Source organism: Fibrobacter sp. (assembly GCF_045131395.1).
Taxonomy (GTDB): domain Bacteria; phylum Fibrobacterota; class Fibrobacteria; order Fibrobacterales; family Fibrobacteraceae; genus Fibrobacter.
This window is the reverse complement of record NZ_JBGUQY010000019.1, coordinates 20,273-46,362: the sequence shown is the minus strand read 5'-3', so window position 1 is coordinate 46,362 and position 26,090 is coordinate 20,273. Positions and strand designations below refer to the sequence as shown.

At 50.3% G+C, this 26,090-nt stretch carries 22 protein-coding genes; 17 read left to right on the top strand and 5 right to left on the bottom strand.

Annotated elements, in window-relative coordinates; genetic code table 11:
* Positions 1–46: 46 nt before the first annotated feature.
* Genes ACJMNB_RS05625 through lnt form a run of 3 tightly spaced genes read left to right on the top strand, consistent with a single transcriptional unit; the run spans position 47 to position 3,255 of the window.
* A complete protein-coding gene (locus ACJMNB_RS05625; RefSeq protein WP_405339815.1) occupies positions 47–604 on the top strand; it encodes a hypothetical protein in 558 nt (185 codons plus the stop codon).
* A 1-nt stretch (position 605) separates the two neighbouring features.
* Complete coding sequence (rsmI, locus tag ACJMNB_RS05620) at positions 606–1,289, top strand: 16S rRNA (cytidine(1402)-2'-O)-methyltransferase (RefSeq protein ID WP_405339813.1); 684 nt, start codon at positions 606–608, stop codon at positions 1,287–1,289.
* 22 nt (positions 1,290–1,311) lie between these two features.
* Positions 1,312–3,255, top strand: coding sequence for an apolipoprotein N-acyltransferase (gene lnt / locus ACJMNB_RS05615; protein WP_405339811.1), 1,944 nt, complete (start codon positions 1,312–1,314; stop codon positions 3,253–3,255).
* Here the strand turns inward: lnt and ACJMNB_RS05610 are convergent.
* Positions 3,252–3,890: an alpha/beta fold hydrolase gene (locus ACJMNB_RS05610; RefSeq protein WP_405339809.1), complete on the bottom strand. Its 639-nt coding sequence runs from the start codon at positions 3,888–3,890 to the stop codon at positions 3,252–3,254. The genes lnt and ACJMNB_RS05610 overlap by 4 nt on opposite strands.
* A gap of 219 nt (positions 3,891–4,109) precedes the next feature.
* Between ACJMNB_RS05610 and ACJMNB_RS05605 the strand changes: the two genes are divergently transcribed.
* The 3 genes from ACJMNB_RS05605 to ACJMNB_RS05595 are packed head-to-tail and all read left to right on the top strand — an operon-like array spanning position 4,110 to position 5,922.
* Positions 4,110–4,940 carry a TPM domain-containing protein gene (locus ACJMNB_RS05605; RefSeq protein WP_405339807.1) on the top strand — a complete coding sequence of 277 codons (831 nt, stop codon included), beginning with the start codon at positions 4,110–4,112 and terminating at the stop codon, positions 4,938–4,940.
* Between the two features lie 8 nt (positions 4,941–4,948).
* Positions 4,949–5,638 carry a hypothetical protein gene (locus ACJMNB_RS05600; RefSeq protein ID WP_405339805.1) on the top strand — a complete coding sequence of 230 codons (690 nt, stop codon included), beginning with the start codon at positions 4,949–4,951 and terminating at the stop codon, positions 5,636–5,638.
* 14 nt (positions 5,639–5,652) lie between these two features.
* Positions 5,653–5,922 carry a hypothetical protein gene (locus ACJMNB_RS05595; RefSeq protein ID WP_073053727.1) on the top strand — a complete coding sequence of 90 codons (270 nt, stop codon included), beginning with the start codon at positions 5,653–5,655 and terminating at the stop codon, positions 5,920–5,922.
* Positions 5,923–5,986: 64 nt separating this feature from the next.
* Here ACJMNB_RS05595 and ACJMNB_RS05590 read toward each other — a convergent pair whose 3' ends face one another.
* Positions 5,987–7,801 carry a CotH kinase family protein gene (locus tag ACJMNB_RS05590; protein WP_405339803.1) on the bottom strand — a complete coding sequence of 605 codons (1,815 nt, stop codon included), beginning with the start codon at positions 7,799–7,801 and terminating at the stop codon, positions 5,987–5,989.
* Between the two features lie 357 nt (positions 7,802–8,158).
* Between ACJMNB_RS05590 and ACJMNB_RS05585 the strand changes: the two genes are divergently transcribed.
* The 11 genes from ACJMNB_RS05585 (at position 8,159) to ACJMNB_RS05535 (ending at position 24,150) form a co-directional block, all read left to right on the top strand.
* Positions 8,159–9,262, top strand: coding sequence for a DUF3300 domain-containing protein (locus ACJMNB_RS05585; protein ID WP_405339801.1), 1,104 nt, complete (start codon positions 8,159–8,161; stop codon positions 9,260–9,262).
* A 28-nt stretch (positions 9,263–9,290) separates the two neighbouring features.
* Complete coding sequence (locus ACJMNB_RS05580) at positions 9,291–9,644, top strand: hypothetical protein (protein ID WP_405339799.1); 354 nt, start codon at positions 9,291–9,293, stop codon at positions 9,642–9,644.
* Between the two features lie 46 nt (positions 9,645–9,690).
* The gene (locus ACJMNB_RS05575) at positions 9,691–11,370 is read left to right on the top strand and encodes a glutamine--tRNA ligase/YqeY domain fusion protein (protein ID WP_405339797.1); all 1,680 of its coding nucleotides are present in this window, start codon (positions 9,691–9,693) and stop codon (positions 11,368–11,370) included.
* A 378-nt stretch (positions 11,371–11,748) separates the two neighbouring features.
* On the top strand, positions 11,749–13,506 hold the full coding sequence (locus ACJMNB_RS05570; protein WP_405339795.1) for an AAA family ATPase: 1,758 nt from the start codon (positions 11,749–11,751) through the stop codon (positions 13,504–13,506).
* 39 nt (positions 13,507–13,545) lie between these two features.
* On the top strand, positions 13,546–14,859 hold the full coding sequence (locus ACJMNB_RS05565; protein WP_405339793.1) for a hypothetical protein: 1,314 nt from the start codon (positions 13,546–13,548) through the stop codon (positions 14,857–14,859).
* Positions 14,860–14,891: 32 nt separating this feature from the next.
* Positions 14,892–16,073: a LysM peptidoglycan-binding domain-containing protein gene (locus tag ACJMNB_RS05560; RefSeq protein ID WP_405339791.1), complete on the top strand. Its 1,182-nt coding sequence runs from the start codon at positions 14,892–14,894 to the stop codon at positions 16,071–16,073.
* Positions 16,074–16,113: 40 nt separating this feature from the next.
* On the top strand, positions 16,114–18,177 hold the full coding sequence (locus tag ACJMNB_RS05555; protein WP_405339789.1) for a sensor histidine kinase: 2,064 nt from the start codon (positions 16,114–16,116) through the stop codon (positions 18,175–18,177).
* A 2-nt stretch (positions 18,178–18,179) separates the two neighbouring features.
* A complete protein-coding gene (locus ACJMNB_RS05550) occupies positions 18,180–18,884 on the top strand; it encodes a response regulator transcription factor (protein WP_405339787.1) in 705 nt (234 codons plus the stop codon).
* Entirely contained in the window at positions 18,884–21,403 is a 2,520-nt protein-coding gene (locus ACJMNB_RS05545) for a hypothetical protein (protein WP_405339785.1), read from the top strand. The genes ACJMNB_RS05550 and ACJMNB_RS05545 overlap by 1 nt, the downstream gene beginning before the upstream one ends.
* Positions 21,404–21,493: 90 nt before the next feature.
* Positions 21,494–23,293, top strand: a complete 1,800-nt coding sequence (locus ACJMNB_RS05540) for an ABC transporter substrate-binding protein (RefSeq protein ID WP_405339783.1) — start codon at positions 21,494–21,496, stop codon at positions 23,291–23,293.
* 47 nt (positions 23,294–23,340) lie between these two features.
* A complete protein-coding gene (locus ACJMNB_RS05535; RefSeq protein ID WP_405339781.1) occupies positions 23,341–24,150 on the top strand; it encodes a CDP-alcohol phosphatidyltransferase family protein in 810 nt (269 codons plus the stop codon).
* Here ACJMNB_RS05535 and mpaA read toward each other — a convergent pair.
* From mpaA to ruvC, 3 genes are read right to left on the bottom strand one after another with little or no spacing between them, the layout of a single operon-like run.
* Positions 24,147–24,821: a murein tripeptide amidase MpaA gene (gene mpaA / locus ACJMNB_RS05530; protein ID WP_405339779.1), complete on the bottom strand. Its 675-nt coding sequence runs from the start codon at positions 24,819–24,821 to the stop codon at positions 24,147–24,149. The genes ACJMNB_RS05535 and mpaA overlap by 4 nt on opposite strands.
* A 1-nt stretch (position 24,822) precedes the next feature.
* Positions 24,823–25,488 (bottom strand): M15 family metallopeptidase, encoded by a 666-nt coding sequence (locus tag ACJMNB_RS05525; RefSeq protein WP_405339877.1) that lies wholly within the window; start codon positions 25,486–25,488, stop codon positions 24,823–24,825.
* Positions 25,488–26,066 (bottom strand): crossover junction endodeoxyribonuclease RuvC, encoded by a 579-nt coding sequence (gene ruvC, locus ACJMNB_RS05520; protein ID WP_405339777.1) that lies wholly within the window; start codon positions 26,064–26,066, stop codon positions 25,488–25,490. The genes ACJMNB_RS05525 and ruvC overlap by 1 nt, the downstream gene beginning before the upstream one ends.
* Between the last annotated feature and the right edge of the window lie 24 nt (positions 26,067–26,090).

The window sequence follows — 26,090 nt, the reverse complement described above, 5'->3', positions numbered from 1 at the left end:
GGAGCTTAGACGGATTGCCCCGCTTTAATTTACTACTTTTCCATTGATGAAATTCCGCATAAGCATTCTGATACCTTTAACAACATTCGCAGTTCTGGCAGGTTGCTCTACAAGTCTCACCAAATACGACTTGCAGGAATTTCCCAAGACCGTTCCTTTTTTTGAACCGATTTCGTTGACTTTCGGCGAAAAGACGTTGTATTTGGACTCAAATTTGCAAAGAGCCTATTCCCTTGCAGTCGACACCATTAGCTACCCTCTGGAAAGTTGCCGTGGAGTCGCCCACATAAAGGCAAGCGTTACTCCCGACGACAAGCCCAGTTCCTGGAACATAGGAGCCACCATCATTCCCTTTTGGCCCATACTCCCTGTAAGCGAGACCTGGTTCTACCGCATGGAAGCAGAGATATACTGCCACGGATCCTTGACATTCAGAGTCGAATTCGAAGAAAGCGAACATGTAAAGGCATTCTGGTACGGCCGTATGCGAGCGGACCTCGTAAACGACGCCTCCCAGGAAATGCACCGCAAACTTTTGGAACGACTGAAATTCGAAACACATCTCGGCCGCAACACCGACTTAAACCTAGCGCAAGACTACTAATATGCACACACTCTATATCGTCGCAACCCCCATTGGGAACATGGAAGATATCACCTACCGTGCCGTGCGGATTTTAAAAGAAGTGCCGCTGGTATTGGCCGAAGATACACGCCACACTCGCGTGCTGTTCGACAACTATGGCATCAACACCCCCATGGAAGCCTACCACGACTTCAACAAGGAAAAGGTGACGCCCAAGTATGTGGAATTCCTAAAGAACGAAGGCGATATCGCGCTGGTAAGCGATGCCGGAACCCCGGGCGTAGCGGATCCCGCATTCAACTTGGTTCGTGAATGTGTCCGGGAAGGCATTGACGTGCGAGCCATTCCTGGCCCGTGCGCCATGATTACCGCCCTTGTTTCAAGCGGCATGCCTACCGACCACTTTACCTTCCAGTATTTTTCACCTAAAAAAAGCGCACAGCGCATACACCTGTTGGAAAAGCTGAAAGACGAAGAAGCTACCCAGATTTTTTACGCCAGCCCCCACAACATCGACAAGTTTGTGGAAGAAATCGGCCAGGTCTTTGGTGAAATCAAGATTGCCCTGATGCGTGAACTCACCAAGAAATTCGAGGAACACCTCATTGGAACACCCTCCGAAATTTCGGCCCATTTCAAGGCCCACCCGCCCAAAGGGGAATTTGTACTCCTGTTCAATCCCCAAGACAAAAGCGGCCTGTAAATAATTCAGAAAAAAGAATAATATGCTGAACAGAATTAAATCCAGCCTTGTCAATCGTCCTAAAATATATTGGATTTTTGTAGCACTCGTTTTGATTGCCGAAGTTGTTGCCTTCGCACTCCGCCCCAATAGTCCCGGGCTCTACACCCACAATGCACAATATTTGCCACTGCTGATTTCTATCCCCTTCTTGTTTTTCAGGAACATCCGCAAAAATTACAAACCTACCCTATACGCATTCGCCCTGCTATCGTTCCTGTTTTTAGCCCTTGATTACAACATTGGCGACACAAACAAGGTCGGGCACGCCGGACTGATTCAAATCATCCTGACCTCCTGCCCCATCGGACTCTTTTGGCTCATCCTTTTTGCCCGTTGGAACTTTAGGCACATCAAGACTCGCGAATCCCGCACGGCCCTTATTCTTTCTTGCTTTGCCTGGGGCCTGTTCGCATTAGCCTACCCGCCCATGCCCTTGGGTCCTGCAGCTCTCTTGATTCTGGTGCCATGGTTCATCGTCTTGAACCGATTCAGTCGCGGGCAAGCCCTGTTTGCCACCTTCTGGTCGGGCATGCTCTACAACACCATCAATTACTATTGGATTTACAATGTGATGCACGTAGAGACCGCTCCGTCCGGGTTGATTCTCTTCGGCTTGTTCCTGCTCATTGCCTTCTTCAGCGCCTACAATACCTTGGCCGGATACATCTACACCTTGGCAAAAGACGCTCCTGCAAAACTCCGCCCCATACTCCTGGTTCTCTACCCCGTGTTCTATGCTGGTCTGGAAATGACCCGCACCTACGGCGACTTCGCCTTTCCGTGGAGCCACCTGGGTTACGTTTTCGGCAACAGCCTAGAACTTTTGCAGATGCTCCCCTATATCGGAATTTTCGGCTACACCATTCTGGTGGTCGCCTCCAACCAGGCCGTAGCCCATACACTTTGCAAGGTCCAAGATATCAAGAAGGCCATCCCCGTCCTGGCGGTTCCTGTCGCCATTTTTGTTTTGCTGTTGGTTCAAGGAACCATTGTTCTTTCTAAAGCCGAAGCTCAACCTTTTTATGGGGACGAAAGCGACAGCAATCCGTCCATAGCCCTGGTGCAGCCCAGCATTGCACAAGGCGCCAAATGGAGCAAGGACCGCTTCGATTCTATCGTGAACAAGACTCTGGGCATGGTGAACGATAGCATTCAGGAGCACGCCGACTTGATCGTGCTTGCAGAAACCGCCATTCCCGACCATATCCGCCGACAGCCCGGCGTCATTGAACGGCTTCACCAAGTCGCCGACCATAAAGACGCACAGCTTTTGGCGGGAGCCCTGGACTACCGCCGCAATCCCCGTGGCAGCATCCGCAAGTTTGACATCTACAACGCCTCCTTCCTATTTACGCCGGGAATATCCAAGTTTCCGCAACGCTACATCAAAAAACATCTGGTCCCCTTCAGCGAACGCATTCCCTTCGACGAAGTCTTCCCCATCCTGAATTATGTTGACTTGGGCGAGGGCGACTTTGTGGCCGGCAAAGAAACTCCGGTTTACCAGCCATTCCATTGGACCCCCTACATTTGTTACGATGCCATCTTTGGCGACCTGGTACGCGAAGCCATCCGCGAAGGCTCCCGCCTCATGGTCAACATTACCAACGACGGCTGGTTCGGCCGAAGCACCGCCCCCTACCAGCACTTGAACTTGATCCGCTACCGCGCTATCGAAAACGGCATGCCCGTGGCACGCCTTGCCAACAGCGGAGTTTCCGCATTTATCGACCAATACGGCCATTTCGACAAGAACACCGAGATTTTTACCGACCGCGTTGTACAGAGAAAGGTGCCGCTGAAGACTCGCGACACCCTTTACAGCCACATTGGTGATACTGTTGAAATTTCCTTGCTTCTGTTCTTCGCTGTTTACCTTCTAACCGCACTGATCAGCGCCATCAGAAGGCGAAAAGCCTGCTAGAATAGAAGCATGGGCGGCCAATGCCCCGCCTTGGGACGTTCCTTGAATTCCACTCCAGGCAAGAATTCCTTGAGTTCCAACGTCATGGCCGGAGGAACGGCACCGTCCATTCGACCATACAGCACCTGAGTTTCCCCTGTAATGGGAACGGGGGCATCGATGCATGTTTTCGCAATATACAAGAGTCCCTTGAGCATTGATTCCGGACTCATGGTTTTTGCCGTTTTCATCCAATCATCCTGCCATTCACCAAATTCGTTTTCAATCAGCTCGTAGAAAGCATTCAATGTAGCATCTACGGCAGTCAATGTCTGGTGGGCGATAAAGGCCAAATTTTCCGTATTCCATTCACTATGCTCAGAACAATAATCCGCATAGGGGGCAAGCAAAATCCATTTCTGGTTCTTAGGGCGCTTGTCAGCATTTTTCAAAAGAACAAAAGCTCCAAAACCCCACCCCACAACGGTAGACGCCTCGGCAAGACCGGGCATATCATAAAAATTTTCAAGGAAAGATACCATCTTTTCGTAGGACACAAAAAGATGGTCTGCATCTGGCGAAATGCCGACCAGATCGTCTTCCCACAACCCCATATCCGAGGCGAAATCCGGGAGCCAAATCCATTTCTCTTTCATAACGTGTACCTAGAATTTTGTTTGTAATTCACTCTTAAATATATAGAGTTTTTTTAAAATAGACCAATCATCACAAAAAAAAATCAATTTCGTTCATTTTTCGTATTCCAAGGGAGAATATTCCACTTTGGAGGACTGTTCTAATCCAGATGCAAAAAAACAATGAAAAATAAAGTTCAAAGTCTCCTTTTTTTTGAGAAACATTATATTTTCTAGGTAATGTTTGAAAAAAAGCGTTTTTCCATTCGTGCAATTGCCGTCCTGTGCCTGAGCTTTGCTCTCGGGGCAATGGCAGAAGCACCTCTCGACACGCCTAGATTCCCGCAAAGACCTTCCGAAAGTAAAATTTATGACGACAACCACCTGCTAAACCCTTCAGAAACCCGACTTTTCGACGATTTAGCAGATAAGCTCTACCAGAAAACAGGTATTGAACTCACTTGTGTCATTGTCGATGACATTGGACACGCCAACCAGTTTGAAAAAGGCGACAAATACGCACAAAGTACTGCAGATGTATGGCAGCTCGGTAAAGAGAGCGGCGAAGGCATCATGATTTTTGTCTCCCAGAAACAACATTGGAAAAATATCGTAGTAACACCCGAAGCAGAAAAGTATTATAGCGAAAAGGCTCTTGCAAAGATACAGAAGAAAACATTGCTTCCGGCCTTCCGCGAATACAACTACGGCGAAGGAATTCTTTCCCTCTCTTACGCAATCGCCCAGATGGGTGCTAAAGCAAAAGGCATTAAACTCGACATCGACGAAACGCCCTACAAGATAAGCGAGAACAGTACGTCCTCCCTTATGATCCTGTTTATACTCTTCGTATCTTTTTTACTCCTCATGGCCAAGTTCAGCGGCGGTCGCGGAAACGGGATTTTCTGGTTCCTGTTCGGCGGCGCCATCAAGAACAAGAAAAAGGATGAACCCGAAACAGGATTCATCGGTGGCTTCGGGAGCAGCCCGAGAGGTTTCGGCGGAGGTTTTGGCGGAGGCCTGGGAGGCAGTTTCGGCGGCGGCAGTTTCGGGAAAAAGAATTCTTGGTAAGGTAGATTATGAAAAAGAACCTGAGCATCGTAGAACTTCAAAGATCCAAGTGGCCGGGCATGCTCCAGCAAGCCCTGGGCGACAATCTGATATCGGCCTTCATTCACGGCGACTGCCTTGTCGAAGGATTCAACGCCCTGGAAAACCCTTGGACCATAAGCTTTATCTTGCGCGACAATTCCACCGCAAGCATCAAGCCCCTGCAAGAGCTTTTGAACGAAGCCAAGAAAGAAAACATCGAATTTCGCTATTTCTTTACCCTTAAAGAAATCCAGACATCCGAAGACGTTTTCCCTCTGGAATTTTTGCACATCGCCAACAGGAATGTCGCAATCGCCGGTGCCAAGCCCCTACCCAACTACCAGCCGAATGTGGAATGCCTACGTCTGGAATGCGAACGTGAACTCCGTGGCCTGCTCATTCACCTGCGAGAAGCTTATATCTACCTGCAACAAGAGCGCAACCCGCTGGGATTTTTCGCCCGCGCCAACGCGACTCTTCTCCCCATCATGTACGGGGTCTACTACCTGATTCACCAGATTTATCCTGAAAACCACCAGCAAATCTTCAACGCCTACCCCGCACTCAAGGCTCCGCTCAGCAGCAGGAACGAAAGGGCATTCATCGAAAGCATAAATAGCTATATTGCCACCGTCACTGAAATCGTAAACCAGGTTGACTCCATGGATGCGGTTTAAAACGGGATTTTTAAATGATTTGCAACAGTATTCTTGGGACCATCCATCACGGCACCTATAAAAAAGTAATCGACGTTCTGTTCGAACGTCACGAACTCAAGGAACATTCCATTCGCCGCATCGCCCGCGATGGTGTCGAAATCGAAATAGACATCAACGAAGACATGCAGGAAGGCGATATCCTGGTCGAAACGGAACATTACGTGTACGCCGTCAAGATTTACGTACCCAAGCCACCAAAAGAAAATCTTGACCCCGTAAACAAGGTCAAGCATTATCTGTAATCTTTTTCAGAATCAAAAAAATCCGGGTAAACCCCGGATTTTTTGATTTCAACGATTGTAGGAATTACCGTCCAAGCATCTTGCCATTCAAGGTGGCAATCCACATCTTGTTCATTGCCTTGGCCGGAATCTTCATGGTCGTAAGCCCCTTCTTGATTCTAGTCTTGTACAGAACAGTACCGTTCAAGTCCACTAGGGCAAACATGCCACCGATACTGGTCTGGATTTCAAGAGTGTTTCCGTTGACGACAAAGAAGTTCGAAGGAGACAGCCTACTATAATCATCCATACGGATGTCCATCGTAACAGAATCCTTATCATTCTGCCAATCAGGATCGTGAATGATCGGTTCCGTCACAACGGGATTAGCCGGTTCCGTGAATCCAAGCTGTTGGTCCATCCACTTCATTCTTTCTTTCATTTTCGTGCGGAGATGTTCCACTTCGCCGTCCCAAGTATTTGCATTGTAACCACCCATGGCCATTCCATAGCCACCACCCTGGCTGTTGCAATACTTCATCGGCTCCGGATCAGCATCGTTCTGACCGCTAGCCTTGCCCAAGTTCGGCCAACGCTTGAAGTTTCTGTCGGCAGCGTTCTTCAGGTATGTCTTCATGGAATCCAGATAGACATCTAGGGTCTTGGTGTGCCAAACGCCACTGCGGAGTTCCGCCCAGCGCTTTTTCAATTCGCTCTGGTATTCGCTATCTTTCCACATTTGGACAAGCCAGTTCGGAGCCTTCAAGGAGCTACCCATCATAAAGCCACCCTGGCCCGTCTTGCTGCTATTCTCAATCTGCCAGCCTGTAGTGCCCGAGCTGCCAAAACCGCCGCCCATGCCGCCACCGAAGCCGCCGCCCCACATGCCGCCGCCACCGCCACCACCGCCATTTTCAGGCTGGGTACCGTTGCTCATGGCGAGGTTAAAGTCCCAAGGCGGGCCAAGAGTCACCTTGCCTTCCTTGAATTCCTTACCATTCTTGCCACCCTTATCCTTGGGTTTATGCAAGAAGAAACTGCACCAGTAGGAGTCAGCATTGTTGGTTACTTCCTGATGCAGAACATAGTCTACAGCAGAACCCACATCCACATACTTGTCATAACCTCTGCCATTACCGCCGTTCTTGAACAGGCCTTCAAGATCGTTCAGGTATTTTTTCAGGTAGGCTTCCTGCTCAGGCTGGATATTTTCTTTCTTGGGGTAGTGCAAAATGACATTCAGCCCATCAGAGGTGCTGAAGCCTTCCTTTTCAATAGGGCCGCTACCTGCGCCACCGGTATTGGTACCAGTCTTGTCGAAAGCCCAAATGTAGCCACCGGTAAGGCTATCGCCGGCAATGTCCGTTTCTTTAAGCTTGCTCACGTTCACGCGATACTTGCCGCGTTTGATCTTTTCGATAAGCACGTACACGCCGCGGTAAACACCGTTGATATACAAGTCAAAATGTTTGGTACGGGGACTATAGCGACCAGCCTGCCTAAAGAGCCAATGAGCAAGGGAGTTTCTCAGCATGCTCTTGTCGACATAAGGGCCATGGAAAACCCAGTCATCTGCAGGAGGGAGCCCGAACATGCTTACATCCATGCCTTCGCCCTTGTCGTCGCGAACTTCTACGCCATAACCCGGCTTCGGGAACATGGCAGAAGACTGACCTCTCACCTTGATACCGATATCATAAAGGGTACCCTTAGCGCTGTCGGCCACATTATTCGTCTTTCCATCCAACACGCGCATGGTTGCCGGAATCTTTTCAGTGACGTTTTTATCAAGGCATTTTCCCTTGGTGTCGACAAAAACGATCGGCAGGTCATAAGTCTGTGCAAATGAGAAAGACGCGCAAAGCGCCGTACCAGATATAATTTTAGCCCAATAGCCCATAGTGCCTCCAACTATCTGTTGTAAAAATAGATTCAAACGTGTAAATATTTATGTTAATTTTAGTTAATGTGTTGTGTAGTACAACAACACTAAAAGCCCCCAAAAAGGCGTTTTTTAAAAGAATGAGCCTTTTTGTAGTTGAATTATAGGCATTTTTCGCCATTTTCGCACAAAAACCGAAATCAGGATTTCGTTTAATAAGTGTGTAAAAATAAAGCTATCCATAATGGATAAATCTCAACATGGGAATTTTATTCCCCAAAAAAAGCCTGTCTGCAACCAAAAACGATTTTTTCGCATCCAAACAGCATGGATTTTTTGTATAATATTGGTAACCTTAGGCTACAGGAGGTAACCATGTTTACCGATTCGAAGGCTCAACATTCTTACGCAATTTCACATGCGGCCAAATACACCTGGCTGTGGTTTTTGCTTGCCGTCATTTTATGCTTGCCCGCCACTTCCCGGGCAAACGACAAATTCACCCCTGCAGAACTGGATACTCTCGTTTCTACTATTGCCCTGTACCCGGACCCGCTCCTGGTGCAAGTGCTCGCCGCATCCGTTCATGGGGATGAAATCCCGGGAGCCGCCGACTGGGCCAACCAGAACAAGAACCTTAAAGGGCAAGAGCTCGCGGAGCGAATCAAGTTAGAAGACCTCCCCTACGATGAAAGTGTCCAGGCGCTGATTCCCTTCCCCACTGTTCTTGCCACCATGGCCAAATACCAGGTATGGACAGATCAATTGGGCGATGCCGTCGCGACGCAAAAAGAAGAAGTGATGGACGCCGTCCAGCGCATGAGAAACGCCGCCTACAACCACGGACACTTACAAAGTAACGAACAGGTAAAGGTCATTAAGGAAAAGACGATCATCATTGAACCCGTGCGAAAGGAATACGTGTATGTTCCCGTGTACAACCCCCACGTAGTCTACTACGTCTATTCTAACGGATACCCGGGACTACGTTACCGCACCGGCGTTGGGGTCGGCGGCTATTACGATTACTGGGGCTGGGGTTCTAGCCGTTTTGAATGGGACACCCACCTGATATACGTTCACGATTACCGCTGGTACCACAACAGGCCGCGTCCGCACCACCCGGCGCATTACCACAATCCTCCGCCCCCGAGACACCATAATCCGCCTCCGGCAAGGAACGATCGCTACGCAGTTCCCCCTAGCAGGCCGGCCAAGGTTCCCATGAACCACCATACGGCTCCTGCAACACGGAGTTCTGCCCCCGCCCAGCCAGCCGCTACGACGGCACGGCCCATGAGCGCCCGCACCGCAAGCGACTACTACTGGCAAGAAGACAATTCCAACCAAAACCGTAGGCAAAATTCCGGAAACGTCACGGCAATCCATAGCAGGGACCGTCATAACGGAAACAGCAACCGAAGCAACGGGCAAAGCGGAAATAGCCGCGGCGGTTTCGGCAAAAGCATAAGAAGGTAAATCGCATCGCCTAGATGCAAGAACATTCATGAAATCTTTATTCAGCATTCTTTCTGTAGCCTTTTTTCTCGTCGCCTGCGGCGGAAAAGGCTCTACCGACGCATCCGTTGATTCCAGCCAGGATTCCAAGGAACCTTCCATGACTTCGCGATACCCCTGTAAGGCAGCCTTAGAGGGAGTCATAGCCTATTTGGTTCAAGAAAAAGCCGCCTACATTTGCAACGACGAACTTTGGGTCCCATACAACGACGCCGAGATGCTTTCAAAATTTGAAAACATGCCCGCATGTAACGACTCCGACAAGGTCGCCGCAGCCATCGAAAGAACCAACCATACCACCATTGTTTGTCACGACCGCGATTGGTTCTTTGGAGACGAATAACCATTTTATTGCTAAATTTAGCGCGTAAAAACTTAAAGGATTAACCATGGAAATCCCTGAATCTTCGAATTTTGTACAGGACATCATCGTTAACGACCTCGCTACAGGTAAGCGCAAGAGCGTGCACACCCGTTTCCCTCCTGAACCGAACGGCTACATCCACATCGGACACGCCAAATCCATCTGCCTGAACTTCGGTACCGCAAACAAGTACAAGGACTTCGGCGGCATTACGAACCTCCGCTTCGACGACACGAACCCCACCAAGGAAGATGTGGAATACGTGGACTCCATCCGCGAAGACGTGAAGTGGCTGGGCTTTGAATGGAAGGGCGGCGAATACTTCGCCAGCGACTACTACGACCAGATTTACGCCTTTGCAGAAAAGCTGATTGAAATGGGCAAGGCTTATGTGGAAGACCTGACCCGCGACGAGATGCAGGAATACCGAGGCAACGATGCCGGTAAGCCCAGCCGTCCGAGCCCCTACCGCGACCGCAGCGTCGAAGAGAACATGAAACTCTTCCGCGAAATGCGCGATGGCAAGTATGCCGACGGCGAGAAGTGCCTCCGTGCCAAGGTGGACCTCTCTAGCCCGAACATGAACATGCGCGACCCGGTGATTTACCGCATCAAGCACTGCACCCACCACCGCACCGGTGACAAGTGGTGCATCTACCCGATGTACGACTTCGCCCACCCGCTCAGCGACTGGATCGAAGGCATTACCCACTCCATCTGTACGCTTGAATTTGAAGCTCACCGTCCGCTGTACGACTGGTTCCTGATTGAACTGGGCCTCGATAACCGCCCGCAGCAGATTGAATTTGCCCGCCTGAACCTCACCTACACCATGATGAGCAAGCGCAAGCTCTTGGAACTGGTGCAGACCAAGGCCGTGATGGGCTGGAACGACCCCCGTATGCCGACAGTTTGCGGCTACCGCCGCCGTGGCTTTACACCGAGCTCCATCCGTGAATTCTGCGACCGTATCGGCGTCTCCAAGGCCGACTCCATGGTCGACGTGAACCTGCTCTACTTCTGCATCCGTGAAGAATTGAACCAGACTGCAAACCGCGTGATGGCCGTGATTGATCCGGTCAAGCTCGTGATTGACAACTGGGAAGCCGGCAAGGTCGAAATGATCGAAGTGGAAAATAACCCGAACGACCCGAACGCCGGTACGCGCCAGGTTCCGTTCAGCGGCGAACTCTACATCGAAGCCGATGACTTTATGGAAGAACCGCCGAAGAAGTACTTCCGCCTGAAGCCGGAAGGCGAAGTCCGCCTGAAGGGCGCTTACTTCGTGACTTGCAAGAGCGTTGAAAAGGACGAAAACGGCAAGGTGACGGTGATTCACTGCGTCTATGACCCGCTGAGCAAGGGTGGCGAAACGCCTGATGGCCGCAAGGTCAAGGGCACCATTCACTGGGTTTCCGCTGCACACGCCGTGGACGCCGAAGTGCGCCTGATCGACAACCTCTTTACGCTCGAAGACCCGTCTGCGGTCCCCGAGGGCGAAGACTGGCACGATTACCTGAACCCGGATTCCATGGTCATCAAGCAGGCCAAGGTGGAACCGGCCCTCGCCAACGCCAAGCTGGAAGACCGCTTCCAGTTCATGCGCCAGGGCTACTTCTGCCTCGACAGCGAAGATTCCAAGCCGGGTCACCTGGTGTTCAACCGCACTGTTGGTCTGAAGGACTCCTTCAACCCCTCGAAGTAAATCACCGATAAACTTCGCAATACCACGTCATGCGAGCTCTCGCTGTATGATTTATACAGCTTCGGCTCGCATTTTACTTTGGCTCTGCACTTTAGTGCAGGAGATTGGCTTCGCCAATCGTTCGCCAAAGGATGTCGTCACCATGTTTTGTCAGAAATTTATTTTTGGAACAAAACATAGGTAAGGACCTCGTCTTGCTCGTTTCTAGGCGATTTACGAGCCATTATTTGATTTATTCCGCGGCAAAACGTTACAAACAAATTAAATTACCAAATCTTGGAAGTCCTACAGGGCGTTTTTTTGAGCATTTCGCACTTTTAAGTACCCTTTTGTAAATAAAAAAGCTACATTCAGTATGATAAAGAATCTGAGGCGCTTATGGAAAACGCAAAAAAGACCATCAACCTGTTCTTAAAAGGCACTTTTAGTCCGAACGAACTCAAGACCGAATTGTACAAGGCGGGTGTTGCCGCCATGGAAGAAGGTTGGACGTTCATGGACGCGAGTTTCCAGTTGGGCGGCAAGGCCCGCGATGACGGCATGGACGGCGAAGAAGTCGAACAGACCCTTCGCCGAGCGTTCTCTGCCGAAAAGCGCTCCGCAGAACGCCCCCAAGAACAGCCCGCACCGGCGGCACAGAACGCCGCCCCGGCTGCGGAGGGAGCTCCCGCCCAAGCGACATCGGCTCCGCAGACCATGGCCATGCCGATTATCACTCCGCTTTCGGCAAACATGATTTCCATGGAGCAGATGCTTGCCATGGGGCTGGATACCCAGTCCCTGGAACTGTTGCAGAACTTCAAGATCGATCCCGAAGCCCTTTCCATTCCATGGCCCGCAGCCGACTGGCGTAAGGACCTCGCCAAGCTCCTCGAAGCAACCTTCGACCCGGACGAAACCATTTCGTTCAAGGTTTCGAACACACCGGATTCCACTGAAGAACTCGTTTCTAACATCATCGGGCAGGACGACTCTATCAAGAAGATCATGAAGAGTCTCGATAGTCCCGAAGGCGCCCTTCTTTGCATCAACGCCGTAAAGGGCGGCGAAGACGCCTCCGATGAATCCTGGCGCTACCGCTATGTAGTTGTCGACAATCCCAAGATGTCCTTGGCCAAGCAGCTGGCATACTTCAAGGCATTGAACCTCCCCTGCGCAGCCCTGGTAAACACCGGCGCGAACTCCGTGCAGGCCTGGATCAAGATTTTCGCCAACGACGAAGAAGAATACTACGAAAGAGTCGATTTCCTTTTCGAGACTCTGGACTCCCAGGGTTTCAAGGTCGATCCCAGCAACCGCAACCCCCACATGATGGTCCGCATGCCGGGCGTACTCCGTGGCGGTAAGCAGCAGTACTTGATCGGACTAGAACAGGGGGCCAAGAACTTTAAGGAATGGCAGGAATGGGTGGAATACTCCCTCGACGGTAAGCCGCTTATCGAACTTGCCAGCGACACCGAAGAAGCCCCCAAGAAAGACCAGACCATTGTAGAAAACATGCTCCGTGCCGGTGAATTCTTCTTGTTCACGGCACCCCCGAAGAGCGGCAAGTCCCTTGCACTTATGGACTTGGGCCTTTCCATTTGCTACGGTGAAGACTGGTTCGGCAACGCCACCTCTTCAAGCGACGTGCTGTTCATCAACTTCGAACTGACCAAGTCCGTATTCCTGAACCGTCTTTACTTGCTGGGCGGAAAGCGCAACTTGAACGCCAGCACCCCGAAGTTCGGTTTCTTGAACCTGCGCGGTACGGCACTGTCTCCTATCGAAACGGCACAGCTCATCGCCAAGCGTATCCAGGGTGCCAAGCGACTGGAAAACCACGACTACCGCGTAGTGGTAATCGACCCCATTTCTGCAGTGTTGCATAACCCGAAGTCCACTCGACTGAACGGCGCTCCTCACCAGATTCTAATGCAGATGGTGGATACCATTATCGCCCTCACGGGCTGCGCCGTGGTATCGTCTTGCAACATTGACGAATATCCCTACCTTGAAGCTCGAGCCGACTCGCTGATTAAGCTTTCGCCTGTGGAAGGCAGTCTGAACCTGTACCAGATTAACGGCACCTTCCGCGAATTCCCGAAGATGCTTGCCCGCGAATGCTCCTGGATCTACCCGAGATTCCTGGTCTAGTTCGGATTTCTGTTTTTTGATTATAAAAGTGAACATACAATGAAGAATAATTCGAGAAGTACAAACAGTCGCGCACGTGGAAATTCTTTACGCCGCGGTAAGCCTCAGGCCGAAGCACCGAAGGTTGAAAAACCGGTACGTAAGGCAGCGCTGACTTTTGAAGACATTAAGCAACAACTTGCCGCCTGGGCCCAAAACGAACATATCCCCGGCAAGTTCCAGGCTTGGTACACCGCCGATGCCGTGCCAGAACATTCTGACTGGCGCATTCTCAAAACTTACCGTGGCGAGCAAGAGAAGCTTTCCATTGAAGCTCCCGCCCGAGACATGGATACACCCGAGGTTGTCACCAACGTCTTTGAGCAGCTCAAGAAAGAGCACCTGCATATTTTTAAAAAGGCCCTGCGTCAAATTTGGTTCCGCGCAACAGGTGACGGACGCTACGCCATGCTGGTTCAAGTAAACCTGAAGGGTCGTTTTTCTGCCCACGGTTACAAGACCTTCATTGATTTCGTACAAAGAAACTGTCCCGAAATCATCAGTTGCCACCATATTCAATGTATGCCGGATATTGTATTTGACCCAGCGGGAACGACCCCCGTCAAGGTTGAAGCCAAAAGCGCCTTCGGTAGGGACTTCATGCCTATCGGCGACACAGGAATCAGCATGCACGTATTGGACTGGGCCCCCCGCATTCGCGACCCCTGGATTGGACTCCCCCTCCGCATCCAGAATGCCATTCACCCCAATGCCGAAGATTCCTTCTTTGAATTCTATTCGGGATCTTCTTTCGTTTCGGCATCCCTCGCCAACCAGTTCAAGCGCGTCGTATCCATGGACTGCCGTGAATACGCCATGATGTCTTCCCGACTGAACGCCCGCAATGCCATGAGCGAAAACATGAAGTTTATCCGCTCCCATGTGGAACAGGATTTCTTCGGCAAGTTCTTCGGGAAAGAAGAAAACGAAGGCCGCTGGACATTCTACTTCAACTTGCCCGGTGACGAACCCTTGGCCCCGGGCGTTGTGCAGGCAGCAGCCTTCTCCAGACCGGAACGCATTCTCCTGCAGACATCCAGTCTCGAAATTGCAGCCCGTTCTATCAAGCAATTCCGCAACGAGGGCTACATGCTCCGCAAGAATATCCCGCTGTATCTGGAACCGGGTTCCGGAAAATTCGAGTTGCTCTTCTTGTTTGTACCGGATCGCGTCGGACTTTTAGGGCAGAATCCAGCCCAAAAGCAGCGTTCCAGAACCATTCAACGCCCCCAAGAACGCGTTTTTAGCCAAAAAACGCAAGAAATTCCACGTTTTAGCCAAAAAGCCCCTACCTTTAAGCAAAGAAAAGGTTAAATTATTGGTATAACAGCCTGTAAGGGATTATTATGCGATTTTTGAAATGTGCATCCATCTGTCTGGGACTTTCTGCCTTGTTGGCATCTGCCTACATTGTTAAAGAAGGCGATACCCTTTGGGACTTGAGTGACGAATTCCTCAAGGACCCCTTTGCTTGGCCGGACCTTTGGGAAAACAACCGCCATATCGAGGACCCGCACTGGATTTATCCGGGCGATTCCATTTATCTGGGAGATACCATTCGCGAAGGCAATGTGCTGCAGGTCGAAAAGAAGAGCAAGTATCCCTGTAATGCAAGCATTTCGGATTCTGCACTTCCCAAGGGCAAGGGTCTGACGGTCGCAAATGCCGGTTGTGATGATGGCGACGAACGCAATAGCGATTTCGAAGGCATGCTGGGCAACCTCCGCGACAAGGACAAGAAGGGAATCAAGAAAGCCAAGGCCAATGACGAATACTACTACAAGCAGCGTCCGGCCCCCAAGATCTTTAATGGCTACTACCAGCTGCACGCCCCTGAAATCTACACGCTGGATTCTCTGAGAAAGGACAAACGCTTTATTTCGATTAAATCGGGTGAAAAGAAGGAACCCCTGATCCACATGCCCGAAACCGAAGTGGTTGTGGGAATCGGTAAAAAGACAGACGCCAACCTGAAGCGCGGCGACCTCGTCGAAATTATTGACGCCAAGGCCATTGACGTTCCGGCAGCCAAGGGCAGCAGCTTCGACCGCTACGCCCTGCTCCGCCTTTCCGGCATCGCCAAGATAACCGCCATCGGCGACACTCTTTCTCGAGCAAAGATTGTCACCACCTTCCGCGAAATCAAGATTAGCCAGTCCAAGGCTCGCATGAAGCAGCCTCTCAAGACTTTGAACGTGGCCGGATACTCCAAGGTGAAGGAAGCCAAGATGGATTCCCTGGCCATGATCCGCTACTCCATGGACCCCATGCTGATTATTGGAGCCTTCTCTTACGTGCTTATCGACAAGGGTATTCAACAAGGCTACAACACCGGTGACGCTGTTGCCGTGTGGGAAGAAGACAAGACCGACGAGTCCCTTCCGCCCCGCCTGATTGGTCGTGGCATTATCGCAAGAGCTGCCGAAAACGAATCCAGCATTCTGATTCGCGAAATTTACTCCAACAGCAGAAGAATCGAAGTTGGACACAGGGTATCGGTGACCCACCGTGCAAAGATTGTCCAATAAGATTACCACTCTAAGTCCCAAATTTCCGTAAGGACTGGCAATGCAGGTTTCACGTAATAATCTGCTGTTCGTCCTTTTGTTCGCGGGAGGAATTGTCCTCCCGACGGCAATTCTGTCGGTCCTGAGTTTCAGGAATATCCAGAACGAGATATACCTTTCGCAGAAAAACTTCGACGAGAACCTGAATGCGTTTCAGAACGAAGTCGAAGACGCCATTGAAAAAGAACAGGCGAAAATTTACCAAGAAACCAAGGCGGCCTCCCTGTTTCTGTACGAGCAACCCCAAGGCTTGCTCGACTTTGGACATGCCACCGAATTTAAGTCCGTAGAAGGAATCGACGCCATATTCCTGTTCAACAACAGGAACTTGATTTACCCGGACCTGTCGTCAAAAAAATTCTTCAATTCCTCGAATTTTTCAAATAGCGTTCCCTCGTCTCTGGACAAAAGACTCTACCAAGAAGAAGTAAAGGGACTGAAGGACAGCATTTCCCAAAAGATCTATCTGGAGCAGCGAGCCAGAAGCCTTAGACCCGCAAGCTTTTTCTTTGAAACCAAGGACGAACAAGTCCAGAACATTCTGGGACTTATCCGCTTCTACTACAAGAGAAAGCAATATGACGAAGCACTGCACCTGCTCGCCATTCTTGAAAATAATCCCCATCAGCAAGGCTATTTGCATGCCGACCTGACATACGCTGTATACCTGCTCCATTTCGAAATCCTGGTAAATCAGAGAAAACACCAGGAAGCCCAGGATTACTGCCTGTCGGTATTAGCCCAATTCCTTGAAAAACAGAACATTGACGACATTTCTTCGTCCAGGTACTTCTTCGAATCCACCTTCACCCAAATTCTTTCTTTTGAAAACCTGTCCCAAGAAAAGCGTGAAGCCTTCTGGAACCTGCGCGAGAACTTCAACCGCCAGCTTGGCTACATGGACATATTGTATTATAACCGCGACCTGTTCCAAGAAATCCTGGATGACGACGTTTCCTCGAAAGAAGGCATTCTGTACAAGAATACCGAAGAAATGACTTTGTTCAAAATGTCATACCCCTACCTTTCTGGGGACCAGGTGGTGATTGCCGTTATAAACAGGGATTCCTACAAGGCAAGACTGCAAAATAAATTGAAGACCGTCATACAAACGTTCAAGAACATTCCTTTTTCCATTACCGAAAACAACGACAAGGTCATCATGGGCGAAATCCCTGAAAAAGCCCCCGTCATAGCCCAGCATTATATTTCAGAAGCTTTGGAATGGGAATTCACCTTGTATGAAAAAGACATGCAGGACATTCATAAAGAAACTAGACACCGCATGTTCTTGATGTATGGATTGATGTTGTTTGCCCTCATTACCGTGATTTTCGGTTCCTTCTTCATGTTCCGATTCATTACCCAGGAACGTAAGCTTCTGGCCATGAAAGCCAACTTCTTGTCCAGCGTGTCCCACGAGCTGAAAACCCCTCTGACCTCTATCAAGATGTTTGCAGAAATGATGGCCCGCGGTCGCTTGCAGCGTGCCGAAAAAGTGCAAGAATACTCCACCCTCATTGGCAAAGAAGCTTCTAGACTTGAGAATCTGATCGGAGCCATTCTGAACTACACCCGCATGGAACACGGTACGGGAGCATTCAAGTGGGAACGTCTCGACTTTTCCATTTGCGCCAAGAAAGTCTTTGACGCCGTCGAAGATATCGGCGTAGAGAAGGGCCTAACCTTCTACACCCACTTCGAGCCCAATGTGTTCGTGATGGGCGACTACACGGCACTTTACAGTTTGGTCCAAAACCTTATCGACAACGCCATCAAATACACCAATGCTCCCGGGGACATCAAGGTGGAAGTCAAGAGCGATAGCGATTGGGTCATATTCTCGGTGGCAGATACCGGTATTGGCATCGCGGTTTCCGAACAAAAAAATATATTTAATGATTTTTATAGAGTGGGTGACGAAATGACCCGCAGTACCAAGGGCTCCGGACTCGGCCTTGCAACGGTCAAGCGCGTTGCCGAGACACACAAGGCTACAATTTCGTTGGTCAGTAAGCCCGGCAAGGGTTCCACGTTCATCGTCAAGTTTAAAAAGGCAGAATAACCATGAACTTCAAAATACTCATCGTAGAAGACGAAGAAATTATTCGCTTGGGCCTCCAGGACAATTTCGAAATGGAAGGCTACACCGTAGAAACCGCCTGCGATGGTGAAGAAGCTATTGCGAAGGCGGATTCCTACCAGCCCCACCTGGTGCTTTTGGACTTGATGATTCCCAAGAAAAGCGGTTTTGAAGTTTGCCGTTACATTCGCAACAAGCACCCCGAAACCTACATCATCATGCTGACCGCCAAGACGGAAGAAACCAGCAAGGTGGCAGGCCTGGAAATGGGTGCTGATGACTACGTGACCAAGCCCTTCTCGATCCTTGAATTGCTCGCCCGCGTCAAGGCATTCCGCCGCCGTATCGAGCCCCAGGCCAGCAACAATACCATTGCGGTTCCCGATGTTCTCGAATTTGCAAATATCAGCATCAACGTGAAGAAATTCGAAGCGACTAAAGGCGGAGTCCCCCTGGACTTGACCACCCGCGAATACCTGATCATGAAATTCTTCTGGGCACACCGTGGCGAAGTCATCTTGCGAGAAACCTTGCTTAAGGAAATCTGGGGCTACACCGACGAGAATATGCCCTCGACCCGTACCGTCGACAACCATATTGCAAACCTTCGTCGTAAAATTGAAGACGACTTGGACAATCCCAAATTCATTATTTCGGTGAGAGGTGCCGGATACAAATTTGACGCATAATGACTGATAAACGGCTAAACATAGGTTCCTACTGCACAACGATTCGCACGGCATTAGCGCTTGTGTGGTTTTGCGGCGTATTCGCGTTTGCCGAAAAAATGGAAACAAGCATCCAGGAAGCCCTGTACCTCTTCGAAATGAAGGGCGAAACCTCTGAAGCGATAAAGATGCTCGAAAACGCCGCCTTGCAAGGCGACGAAGACGACAAGGAAAAAGCATATTTTTACTTAGGCAAAATCCAGGAACTTTCTGACAACAAGACTTCCGCAAACTTTTACTACGAGCAAAGCCTTGCCAGAACCAACGAAGTCGCCAAAGCCTACTGGCTTTCAGAACGAGAAAGCGCTACCAGCACCAAGCCCGAAGCCCTGCTGCGCGCACCGATTCAATTAAAGACTCCGATTCAAAAGACCTTCGGGAAGAATCCCACATTCCTGCTGCTGAACGACGGTTCCATTTGCAAAATCAAGGACGACCGCCTCGACATCATTACCGTGGCCCCCGCCTATCAGCAAATCTTCAACATAGACCGTCAAGGCATTTGGTACCAGCCCGCCGACCAGGACAGTCTCGTATTCAAGGCCTTGTACGCGACCACTCCGAACAAGAGCTACCCCATTACCGGCATTACCCACTTCTGGGCCGAAGGCAACAGAGCCCTCGTCCAGACAGAACGGCAGCTCTCGATCCTAAACAACAAGCGCATCGTTACCCAAATCGAAGACAAATACAACGGTTGCGTTCCCGAAGGATTCTTTGCACCGACTAACGAATTCGTTTTGAACTGCACCGACAACGCCCTTCACTTTATTTCGGCCGAAGACGGATCCACAAAGAAATCCATCGCCCAGTTTGATGTCATCAAGAATGTCCTGATAGATAAAAGCGCACTTTACCTCATATCGGGCAACTACCTTTACGCCTACTATCCCAAGCAAAGGACCTCGCCCATTTGGAAAATTTCTGCAAATAACGTCGAAAGCATTTTCTCCTTTGAAAAGGAAATCGCCCTCCTTGAAGCTTCTGGAAGAATTTCGCTTATCGACAAGAGAAGCGGCTTAACCCGCAAAGCTATCCGGAGTGACGCCTCGTCCATTTACCCCCTTGCAAAAGGAACCCTGGGGCTATTTTCTGACGAAGGTGCAATCACGGCCGTAGACACCCTCTTGAATCCGCTATGGCATTTCAATTTTGCCAAGCCCATCGAACAGGCCCCTATCTACACCAATGGGAACCTGTACCTGTATTTTGGCGACCGCAAGCTCGTTTCGCTTTCGCCCCATTACTACGGCAAAAAGATTCTGCTATCCGAAATTCTTGCACGACAGGCAGCAGATGTCACCGAACATGAAGAATGGGAAGACCTGCCCCCGATTCTTGATTCCTTGTTCAAGCTGGAACCCGGCAATGCCGAAGGCTGGTTCTTTAAGGCCCTTTATCTGGAACAGAACAAAGGCAACGAACGCGAAAAACAAAAAGCCTGGTCAGAAGCCGTACGACTTTCCGGCAGCAATCCTCAAGCGACGCAACTCATTTTAAGCCGCTACGGGAAAGCAATCGGAGCCAAATTCGTGACCATGCTTCCCATTTCTCCGAAAACGCGCTACCCCCAGTTCTTTAGCAGCAAGAAGTATCTATACACCATTGACCCCGCTGCAGACAGACTGTTCTGCATCAATGCCGAATCGGGAGAAATTCGCTGGGCCAAATACATTGGCGCCCTGGATAACAGCCCCGTTATCGAAAATGACGAAAACACTTTGGCCATCGCATCGGGTTACAACATTTCCATTTACGATTTAAACAAGGATGCCACCCCCGTTACCTTGCAACTCCCTGGCAAGGCTTTCAAAATGGACGTTACCGAAAACGCCATCTATATTTCCACTTGGAACGGATTCCTGCTCAAGATACTCCGGCCCGACAATAAACTGGCCTGGTCCAGAAAGGTATTCTCGGTACCCTTCCTGCATTCTAAATCAGACCGGGAGATTTTCGTCTGCAACCTGGAAGGCGACCTTGTGGTCCTTGAAGACGAAGCCGGCCAAACCCTGGAAAATTCCACCCGCAAAATTCCCGGACAGATTTCCCACCTGCTCAGCACCGATTCCATTACGGCCGTGGCAAGCGGAAACAAATTATACCTTTTCAACCAGAAAAAGAAAGACCCACCTCTTCAGATCTTGATGGAGAACGCCATTTCTTCATTGCAAATCATTATTGACCATGGAGAAAGAAAATTCCTCGTCGGTCTTTCGGATCAGACTATTCTGCTTTACTCCGAAGCGGGCGCTCCCCTATGGAAATACGCCGGCAAGAACGCCATTTTCCCGAAACCCTTCGTGAAAGACGGTTATGCATGGCTTGACCAAGGAAACGAAGTTGTAGGGATATCCTTAAAAACCGGAAAAACGGAACAAAAGTTCAGCACTCCGGGCGGAGCCGGCACGCCGTTTATATTAAACCGCACGTTATTCAGCGCGTCTCCGAAACGTCTTTTGTACGGATTTTCATTATAACGTAAAAAAACACCCTTGAAACGGGTACTTTTTAAGTCTTGTAAATAAAATTTGGTGGTTTTTTTGTTAAAAACACACTAAATTTAAGATATGGATTATGGGAATATAAAGAATTCTTTGGGATGCACTGCTAAAGTCCGTGCGAAGCAATTGTTCACCCTGGCAACCGCCCTCGGTGCCTTGTTCTTTGTCGGATGCAAAGAAGAAAACAAGGCCACGCCCGAGACTGTCGAATCGGAGTACAAGCGCAGCGAGACTCTGTACATCGGAGGCTTTGACTGGGCTCCTCCATCCACATTCAATCCCCTGGATCACGATCCCAACTTCCCCATTGACGGCAACTGCCGAATCACCTATGAAGCCCTGCTTGCCTATAACCAGCTGAGCGGGGAACTGGAACCCATGCTTGCCGACAGCTATTCCAGCAGCGAAGACAAGATTACGGTTCACTTGGACCCCAAGGCCAAGTGGAGCGACGGCACCCCCGTAACCGTGGCCGATGTCCTGTACACCTTCAAGATCGATTCCATCTTGCCTACGCCGCGTCACGGCAACTGGAAATTCTTGAGCGAAATTACCGATGACGGCAACAACAATATTTCTTTCCACTTTGGCAAGAACAAGAATCCCTTAATCATCCTGAACGCCATTGCGGAAACTTCCATTTTGCCCAAGGCAGTATTTGAGCCCCTTGTCCAGGGGGCGAAGTCCGGCAAGAACTACGATATGAACCGCATTACCGCCTTCAAGAACGACTCCATGCCGGTGGTTTCTGGCCCTTACAACATCAAGACCTATTCCCCCGACCAGATCGTATTGGTCCGTAACGACAACTATTGGGGCAACTACAAGTTTGGCGGAAAAAAGCCCTCGCCCAAGTACATCATTCATTCCCTATACAACGGCAACAACCACTTTAACAGTGCCATGACCAAGGGCAATCTGGATATTTCGTCGGTGTTCCTCCCCCGCATTTGGGACAAGGCAAAGGACAGCATCCGCGCCTGGAGCAGAAACGAGCCCTATCACCTTCCCGGCTCTATCACCACCCTTCTTATCGCACACCAGAACGCCCCCTTCAACGACGTGGCCCTCCGCCGTGCCATGATGCACGCCATCAACTTCGAGAAGATCAAGTCCCGCGCCGTTTCGAACTACACCCCCGTCATTCAGCCGGGTTTCATTCTGCCCTTCGGTACTGAATCCAAGTTCTTCAACAAAGACGATGCCGACAAGTACGGCTACAGCTTTGATATCGAAAAGGCAAAAGCCATCTTGACCGATGCAGGTTACAGCTGGGACGAAAGCGGAAGACTCCTCGACAAGAAAAAACAGCCCGTCCGCAACTTCACCATTGAATGCCCGCAAGGCTGGACCGACTGGGAAGACGCCATCAAGGTTATCGTAGAATCCCTCCACGAAATCGGACTTGCCGCCGAAGAGAAATTCGTGGACTACAGCGTATGGGACAAGAACCTGAGACTGGGCACCTTCGACTTGGCCATGAAGACTCAGACCGCAGAACTTTCGGCAGCCTCTCCCTGGAACCGCTTTGACCAGGTGATGGGATTGGTTTCCTTCAAGGAAACCGGTGAAGAAGCCTTTGCAAACCAGGGCCGTTACAAGAACGAAGAAGCCGACAAGCTGATACAGAAGATTCCGGCTCTCACCAATGAAAAGGACCTGGTGGCAGCTTATCGTGAATTGAACCGTATCTTCATGGAAACTATTCCGGTGATTCCGGTAATGTACCGCCCCACGCAGTACTACCAGTTCTCGACCAAGCATTGGACAAACTTCCCCACCGAAGAAAATCCTTATGCACCGCCCCAGAGCCTTGTAGTAGCCGCAGGCGTAAAGGCTCTCTGGAGCATTAAGCCCGCCGATTAAGGCCCAAATTATCTATCTTTGACTCGTACTTCTTATTGGAGGCCCTTATGGGTAAGTCTCGTTTTATTCTGCCGAATGCATTTACCAGCATGAACTTTCTTCTGGGCGTTTTTGCCATTTGCTGGGTGACCGGCGCATTCAGTTCCTTTACTTCTTCCGACCCTATCCGCACTGGTGCCTATTTCATTATCTTGAGCGTTCTCCTGGATAAGCTGGACGGATTTGCCGCTCGCCTGGTGAACGCAAGTTCCGAGTTCGGAGCCCAGTTCGATAGCCTTGCCGACCTGATTGCTTTCGGCCTCGCTCCGGCATTCACCGTTTTCTTTGCCTACAAGACCCTGTCCCCGGAATGGTTCCAGGCCAACGGCGCTCTCCTGATTGTCACATTCTCGATTTACGTGCTTTGTGCAGCCATGCGCCTTGCCAAGTACAACGCCTGCGATAGTGACGTCTACCACCACCACTTCTCGGGTCTTCCGTCTACCTTTGCAGGCGCCATCAACGCCATCCTGATCGTTTACCTCAAGTCCAACGGCCTGTTCGAAAATCCCGAAAGCCCCATGATGATCATCCCCGTACTGGTGATGCTCGTGACCGGCCTCCTGATGGTAAGCCCGCTGTTCTTGCCCAAGCTTCAGCCCCGCAAGAACCAGCTGTTCAATATTGGCCAGGCCATCCTGATAGTCATTACCTATATCTGCGGTTTCCTGTTTATTTCGGAAAAGGTTCCCTTCATTCTGGAATACCTTCTGATTCTTTGCAGCTCTTACCTGGTCATCGGGTTCGCGGTCGGACTCGTACAGCGCAAAAGCATTATTGAAGACGCCGAAAAGAACAAGATCGAAGAACGCCGCTAGACGTTCTTAAGCCATTCCGCAAAGGAAAGGGCGTAGCGGTCAAACAAGGCCTCTAAAGACATTCTAGGAAGTTCCAGGGTAATGCACTCTGGACTTTTTTGTTGCTTGCACCAAGTTCCAAGACTCCCCGGCGTAGGGTATCCGATATCGGGTTGCCAGGGGACGCCAAAAGCTTCGCACAAGGAATCGACCAAGGCCGTACGCACCGGGGCGTCGACACAGGCAATAGGGGCATGCATCGAAAGAACTGTTTCAGGAGCAAGCTTTTGAACCAGCGAGACAAGGGCTGCCGTTTCCGGTTCACTCCCAGGAGCAGCACCTGCAGAAAGGGAAGTGTCCCGTGGAGCCTCTAAAACAGACCGGACCTTGACAGGATCCTTGCTCCAGTTATCTGTCGGGAAATTACGGTTCAGGTCTACCCCGTTGGCGTTACCGCGGGTTCCAAGAGTCATGCCGTCTGGATTGGCGCACAAGACGAAGGCCACCGATTCAAAAGGCTTTTCAAACGCCCGCAACACGCGACTCAGCAGAAAGGTGGTTTCCGGTTCTTCGCCATGAATACCGGCTATCACCAAAAGACGGCATCGCCCCGTGCAGGGAATATAACGAAGCGGCGCCCCCAAGACGGAGCAACCATATTCTGTAAAAATCTGTGAAAGGGTGGAACGCATCTTACACAAAATAGGGATAGATGTAATCGTGGGCAAGACTTTCAAGATTGTCCAGCAAGGCGGATTTGCAGGCAATGTCCGTTTTCTCATAAAGAGCACGAAGTCCCTTAAGCGAGAAACTTTCCAGATATCTTCGAGATGTGGGCAAGTGCGCAACATGCCACATCTCTGGTTGAATCCGGCCACGGCCAGGCACGAATACCCGCTGGAAGCCGAAGGACTCCCCCGCCCCCATCAGTTCGGTCAATTTCTCGTGGAAGGGGCGGAACATGCCGTCACATTCGGCAGGTGTGAGTTCCACCTCGTAGCCGGCAGGGCAAGCGTTCCCGTCAACCACATCCAAATCGGTCCCCAAATGGTGACGGCTTGCACCAGGGAGCGCCGACCAAGTTAAAATCGCATACATCAGTTCTTCTTCGTCGCTCGGGCGCTCCATGGGGAGTCCTTCGGCAGAAAGAAGTTTCAGTTCACCGCTGGCCTTGCGATTCCAAATGGAAAGTTGCCGCTCAAAGGGGCGATATGCCGACTCGATGCGGAGCGCAAAGCCTGACATTGCCAACGATTCTTTTAATTTGTCGTAATCTTCAAGAATTAATTTATCAACAATGTAGCCGTCAACCTTAACAAAATCAAGGCTGTCTACACCACGAAGCCCATAACAATCCATCAAACATGCCCTCCCATCTTTTCAATCAAATCTAGCCATTGCTTGGTTGTGGCCTTCTTTTTGCGGACCACTTTCTTTTTACCGATAGCCTTTGTCACGGCTTCGCTTAAAGGAGACGGATTGGCATGCGTCCAGGCAATAGCCAAGGCGTCCGAAGCATCCAGCGGCAAGTCTCCGCCCTGGATCCCGAGACGGGCAAAAATCATATTCGCCACCTGTTCCTTGGATGCATTACCGTCTCCGGTAACAGCCTGTTTTACCACACGGGGGCTATATTCCGAATAGGTCATTCCCCGCTTACGGCACGCCACCAGGACCGCACCGCGAATGTGCCCAAGCACCAAGGCACTCTTGGCATTCTTGGCAAAAAAGATCCCTTCCATTCCAAAAGATTCCGGCTTGTACTTGTCCAGCAATTTTTCCAGTTCCGACACAATATGGAGCAAACGATCTTCAAGAGCGTGACTTGCTGGCGCATGTAAAGTACCGTATTCCAATACTTTAGGCTTCGTAGAGCCCACTTCGATAAATGCGTAGCCGGTCGTAATGGACCCAGGATCTATACCAAGGACAATCATGCAGTAAAAATAAATTTCTGTACT

Excerpts from the sequence above, each read along its gene's own strand:
- ACJMNB_RS05625 (WP_405339815.1), top strand. The coding sequence starts at position 47 with ATGAAATTCCGCATAAGCATTCTGATACCTTTAACAACATTCGCAGTT.
- rsmI (WP_405339813.1), top strand. The coding sequence starts at position 606 with ATGCACACACTCTATATCGTCGCAACCCCCATTGGGAACATGGAAGAT.
- lnt (WP_405339811.1), top strand. The coding sequence starts at position 1,312 with ATGCTGAACAGAATTAAATCCAGCCTTGTCAATCGTCCTAAAATATAT.
- ACJMNB_RS05610 (WP_405339809.1), bottom strand. The coding sequence starts at position 3,890 with ATGAAAGAGAAATGGATTTGGCTCCCGGATTTCGCCTCGGATATGGGG.
- ACJMNB_RS05605 (WP_405339807.1), top strand. The coding sequence starts at position 4,110 with ATGTTTGAAAAAAAGCGTTTTTCCATTCGTGCAATTGCCGTCCTGTGC.
- ACJMNB_RS05600 (WP_405339805.1), top strand. The coding sequence starts at position 4,949 with ATGAAAAAGAACCTGAGCATCGTAGAACTTCAAAGATCCAAGTGGCCG.
- ACJMNB_RS05595 (WP_073053727.1), top strand. The coding sequence starts at position 5,653 with ATGATTTGCAACAGTATTCTTGGGACCATCCATCACGGCACCTATAAA.
- ACJMNB_RS05590 (WP_405339803.1), bottom strand. The coding sequence starts at position 7,801 with ATGGGCTATTGGGCTAAAATTATATCTGGTACGGCGCTTTGCGCGTCT.
- ACJMNB_RS05585 (WP_405339801.1), top strand. The coding sequence starts at position 8,159 with ATGTTTACCGATTCGAAGGCTCAACATTCTTACGCAATTTCACATGCG.
- ACJMNB_RS05580 (WP_405339799.1), top strand. The coding sequence starts at position 9,291 with ATGAAATCTTTATTCAGCATTCTTTCTGTAGCCTTTTTTCTCGTCGCC.
- ACJMNB_RS05575 (WP_405339797.1), top strand. The coding sequence starts at position 9,691 with ATGGAAATCCCTGAATCTTCGAATTTTGTACAGGACATCATCGTTAAC.
- ACJMNB_RS05570 (WP_405339795.1), top strand. The coding sequence starts at position 11,749 with ATGGAAAACGCAAAAAAGACCATCAACCTGTTCTTAAAAGGCACTTTT.
- ACJMNB_RS05565 (WP_405339793.1), top strand. The coding sequence starts at position 13,546 with ATGAAGAATAATTCGAGAAGTACAAACAGTCGCGCACGTGGAAATTCT.
- ACJMNB_RS05560 (WP_405339791.1), top strand. The coding sequence starts at position 14,892 with ATGCGATTTTTGAAATGTGCATCCATCTGTCTGGGACTTTCTGCCTTG.
- ACJMNB_RS05555 (WP_405339789.1), top strand. The coding sequence starts at position 16,114 with ATGCAGGTTTCACGTAATAATCTGCTGTTCGTCCTTTTGTTCGCGGGA.
- ACJMNB_RS05550 (WP_405339787.1), top strand. The coding sequence starts at position 18,180 with ATGAACTTCAAAATACTCATCGTAGAAGACGAAGAAATTATTCGCTTG.
- ACJMNB_RS05545 (WP_405339785.1), top strand. The coding sequence starts at position 18,884 with ATGACTGATAAACGGCTAAACATAGGTTCCTACTGCACAACGATTCGC.
- ACJMNB_RS05540 (WP_405339783.1), top strand. The coding sequence starts at position 21,494 with ATGGATTATGGGAATATAAAGAATTCTTTGGGATGCACTGCTAAAGTC.
- ACJMNB_RS05535 (WP_405339781.1), top strand. The coding sequence starts at position 23,341 with ATGGGTAAGTCTCGTTTTATTCTGCCGAATGCATTTACCAGCATGAAC.
- mpaA (WP_405339779.1), bottom strand. The coding sequence starts at position 24,821 with ATGCGTTCCACCCTTTCACAGATTTTTACAGAATATGGTTGCTCCGTC.
- ACJMNB_RS05525 (WP_405339877.1), bottom strand. The coding sequence starts at position 25,488 with ATGGATTGTTATGGGCTTCGTGGTGTAGACAGCCTTGATTTTGTTAAG.
- ruvC (WP_405339777.1), bottom strand. The coding sequence starts at position 26,066 with ATGATTGTCCTTGGTATAGATCCTGGGTCCATTACGACCGGCTACGCA.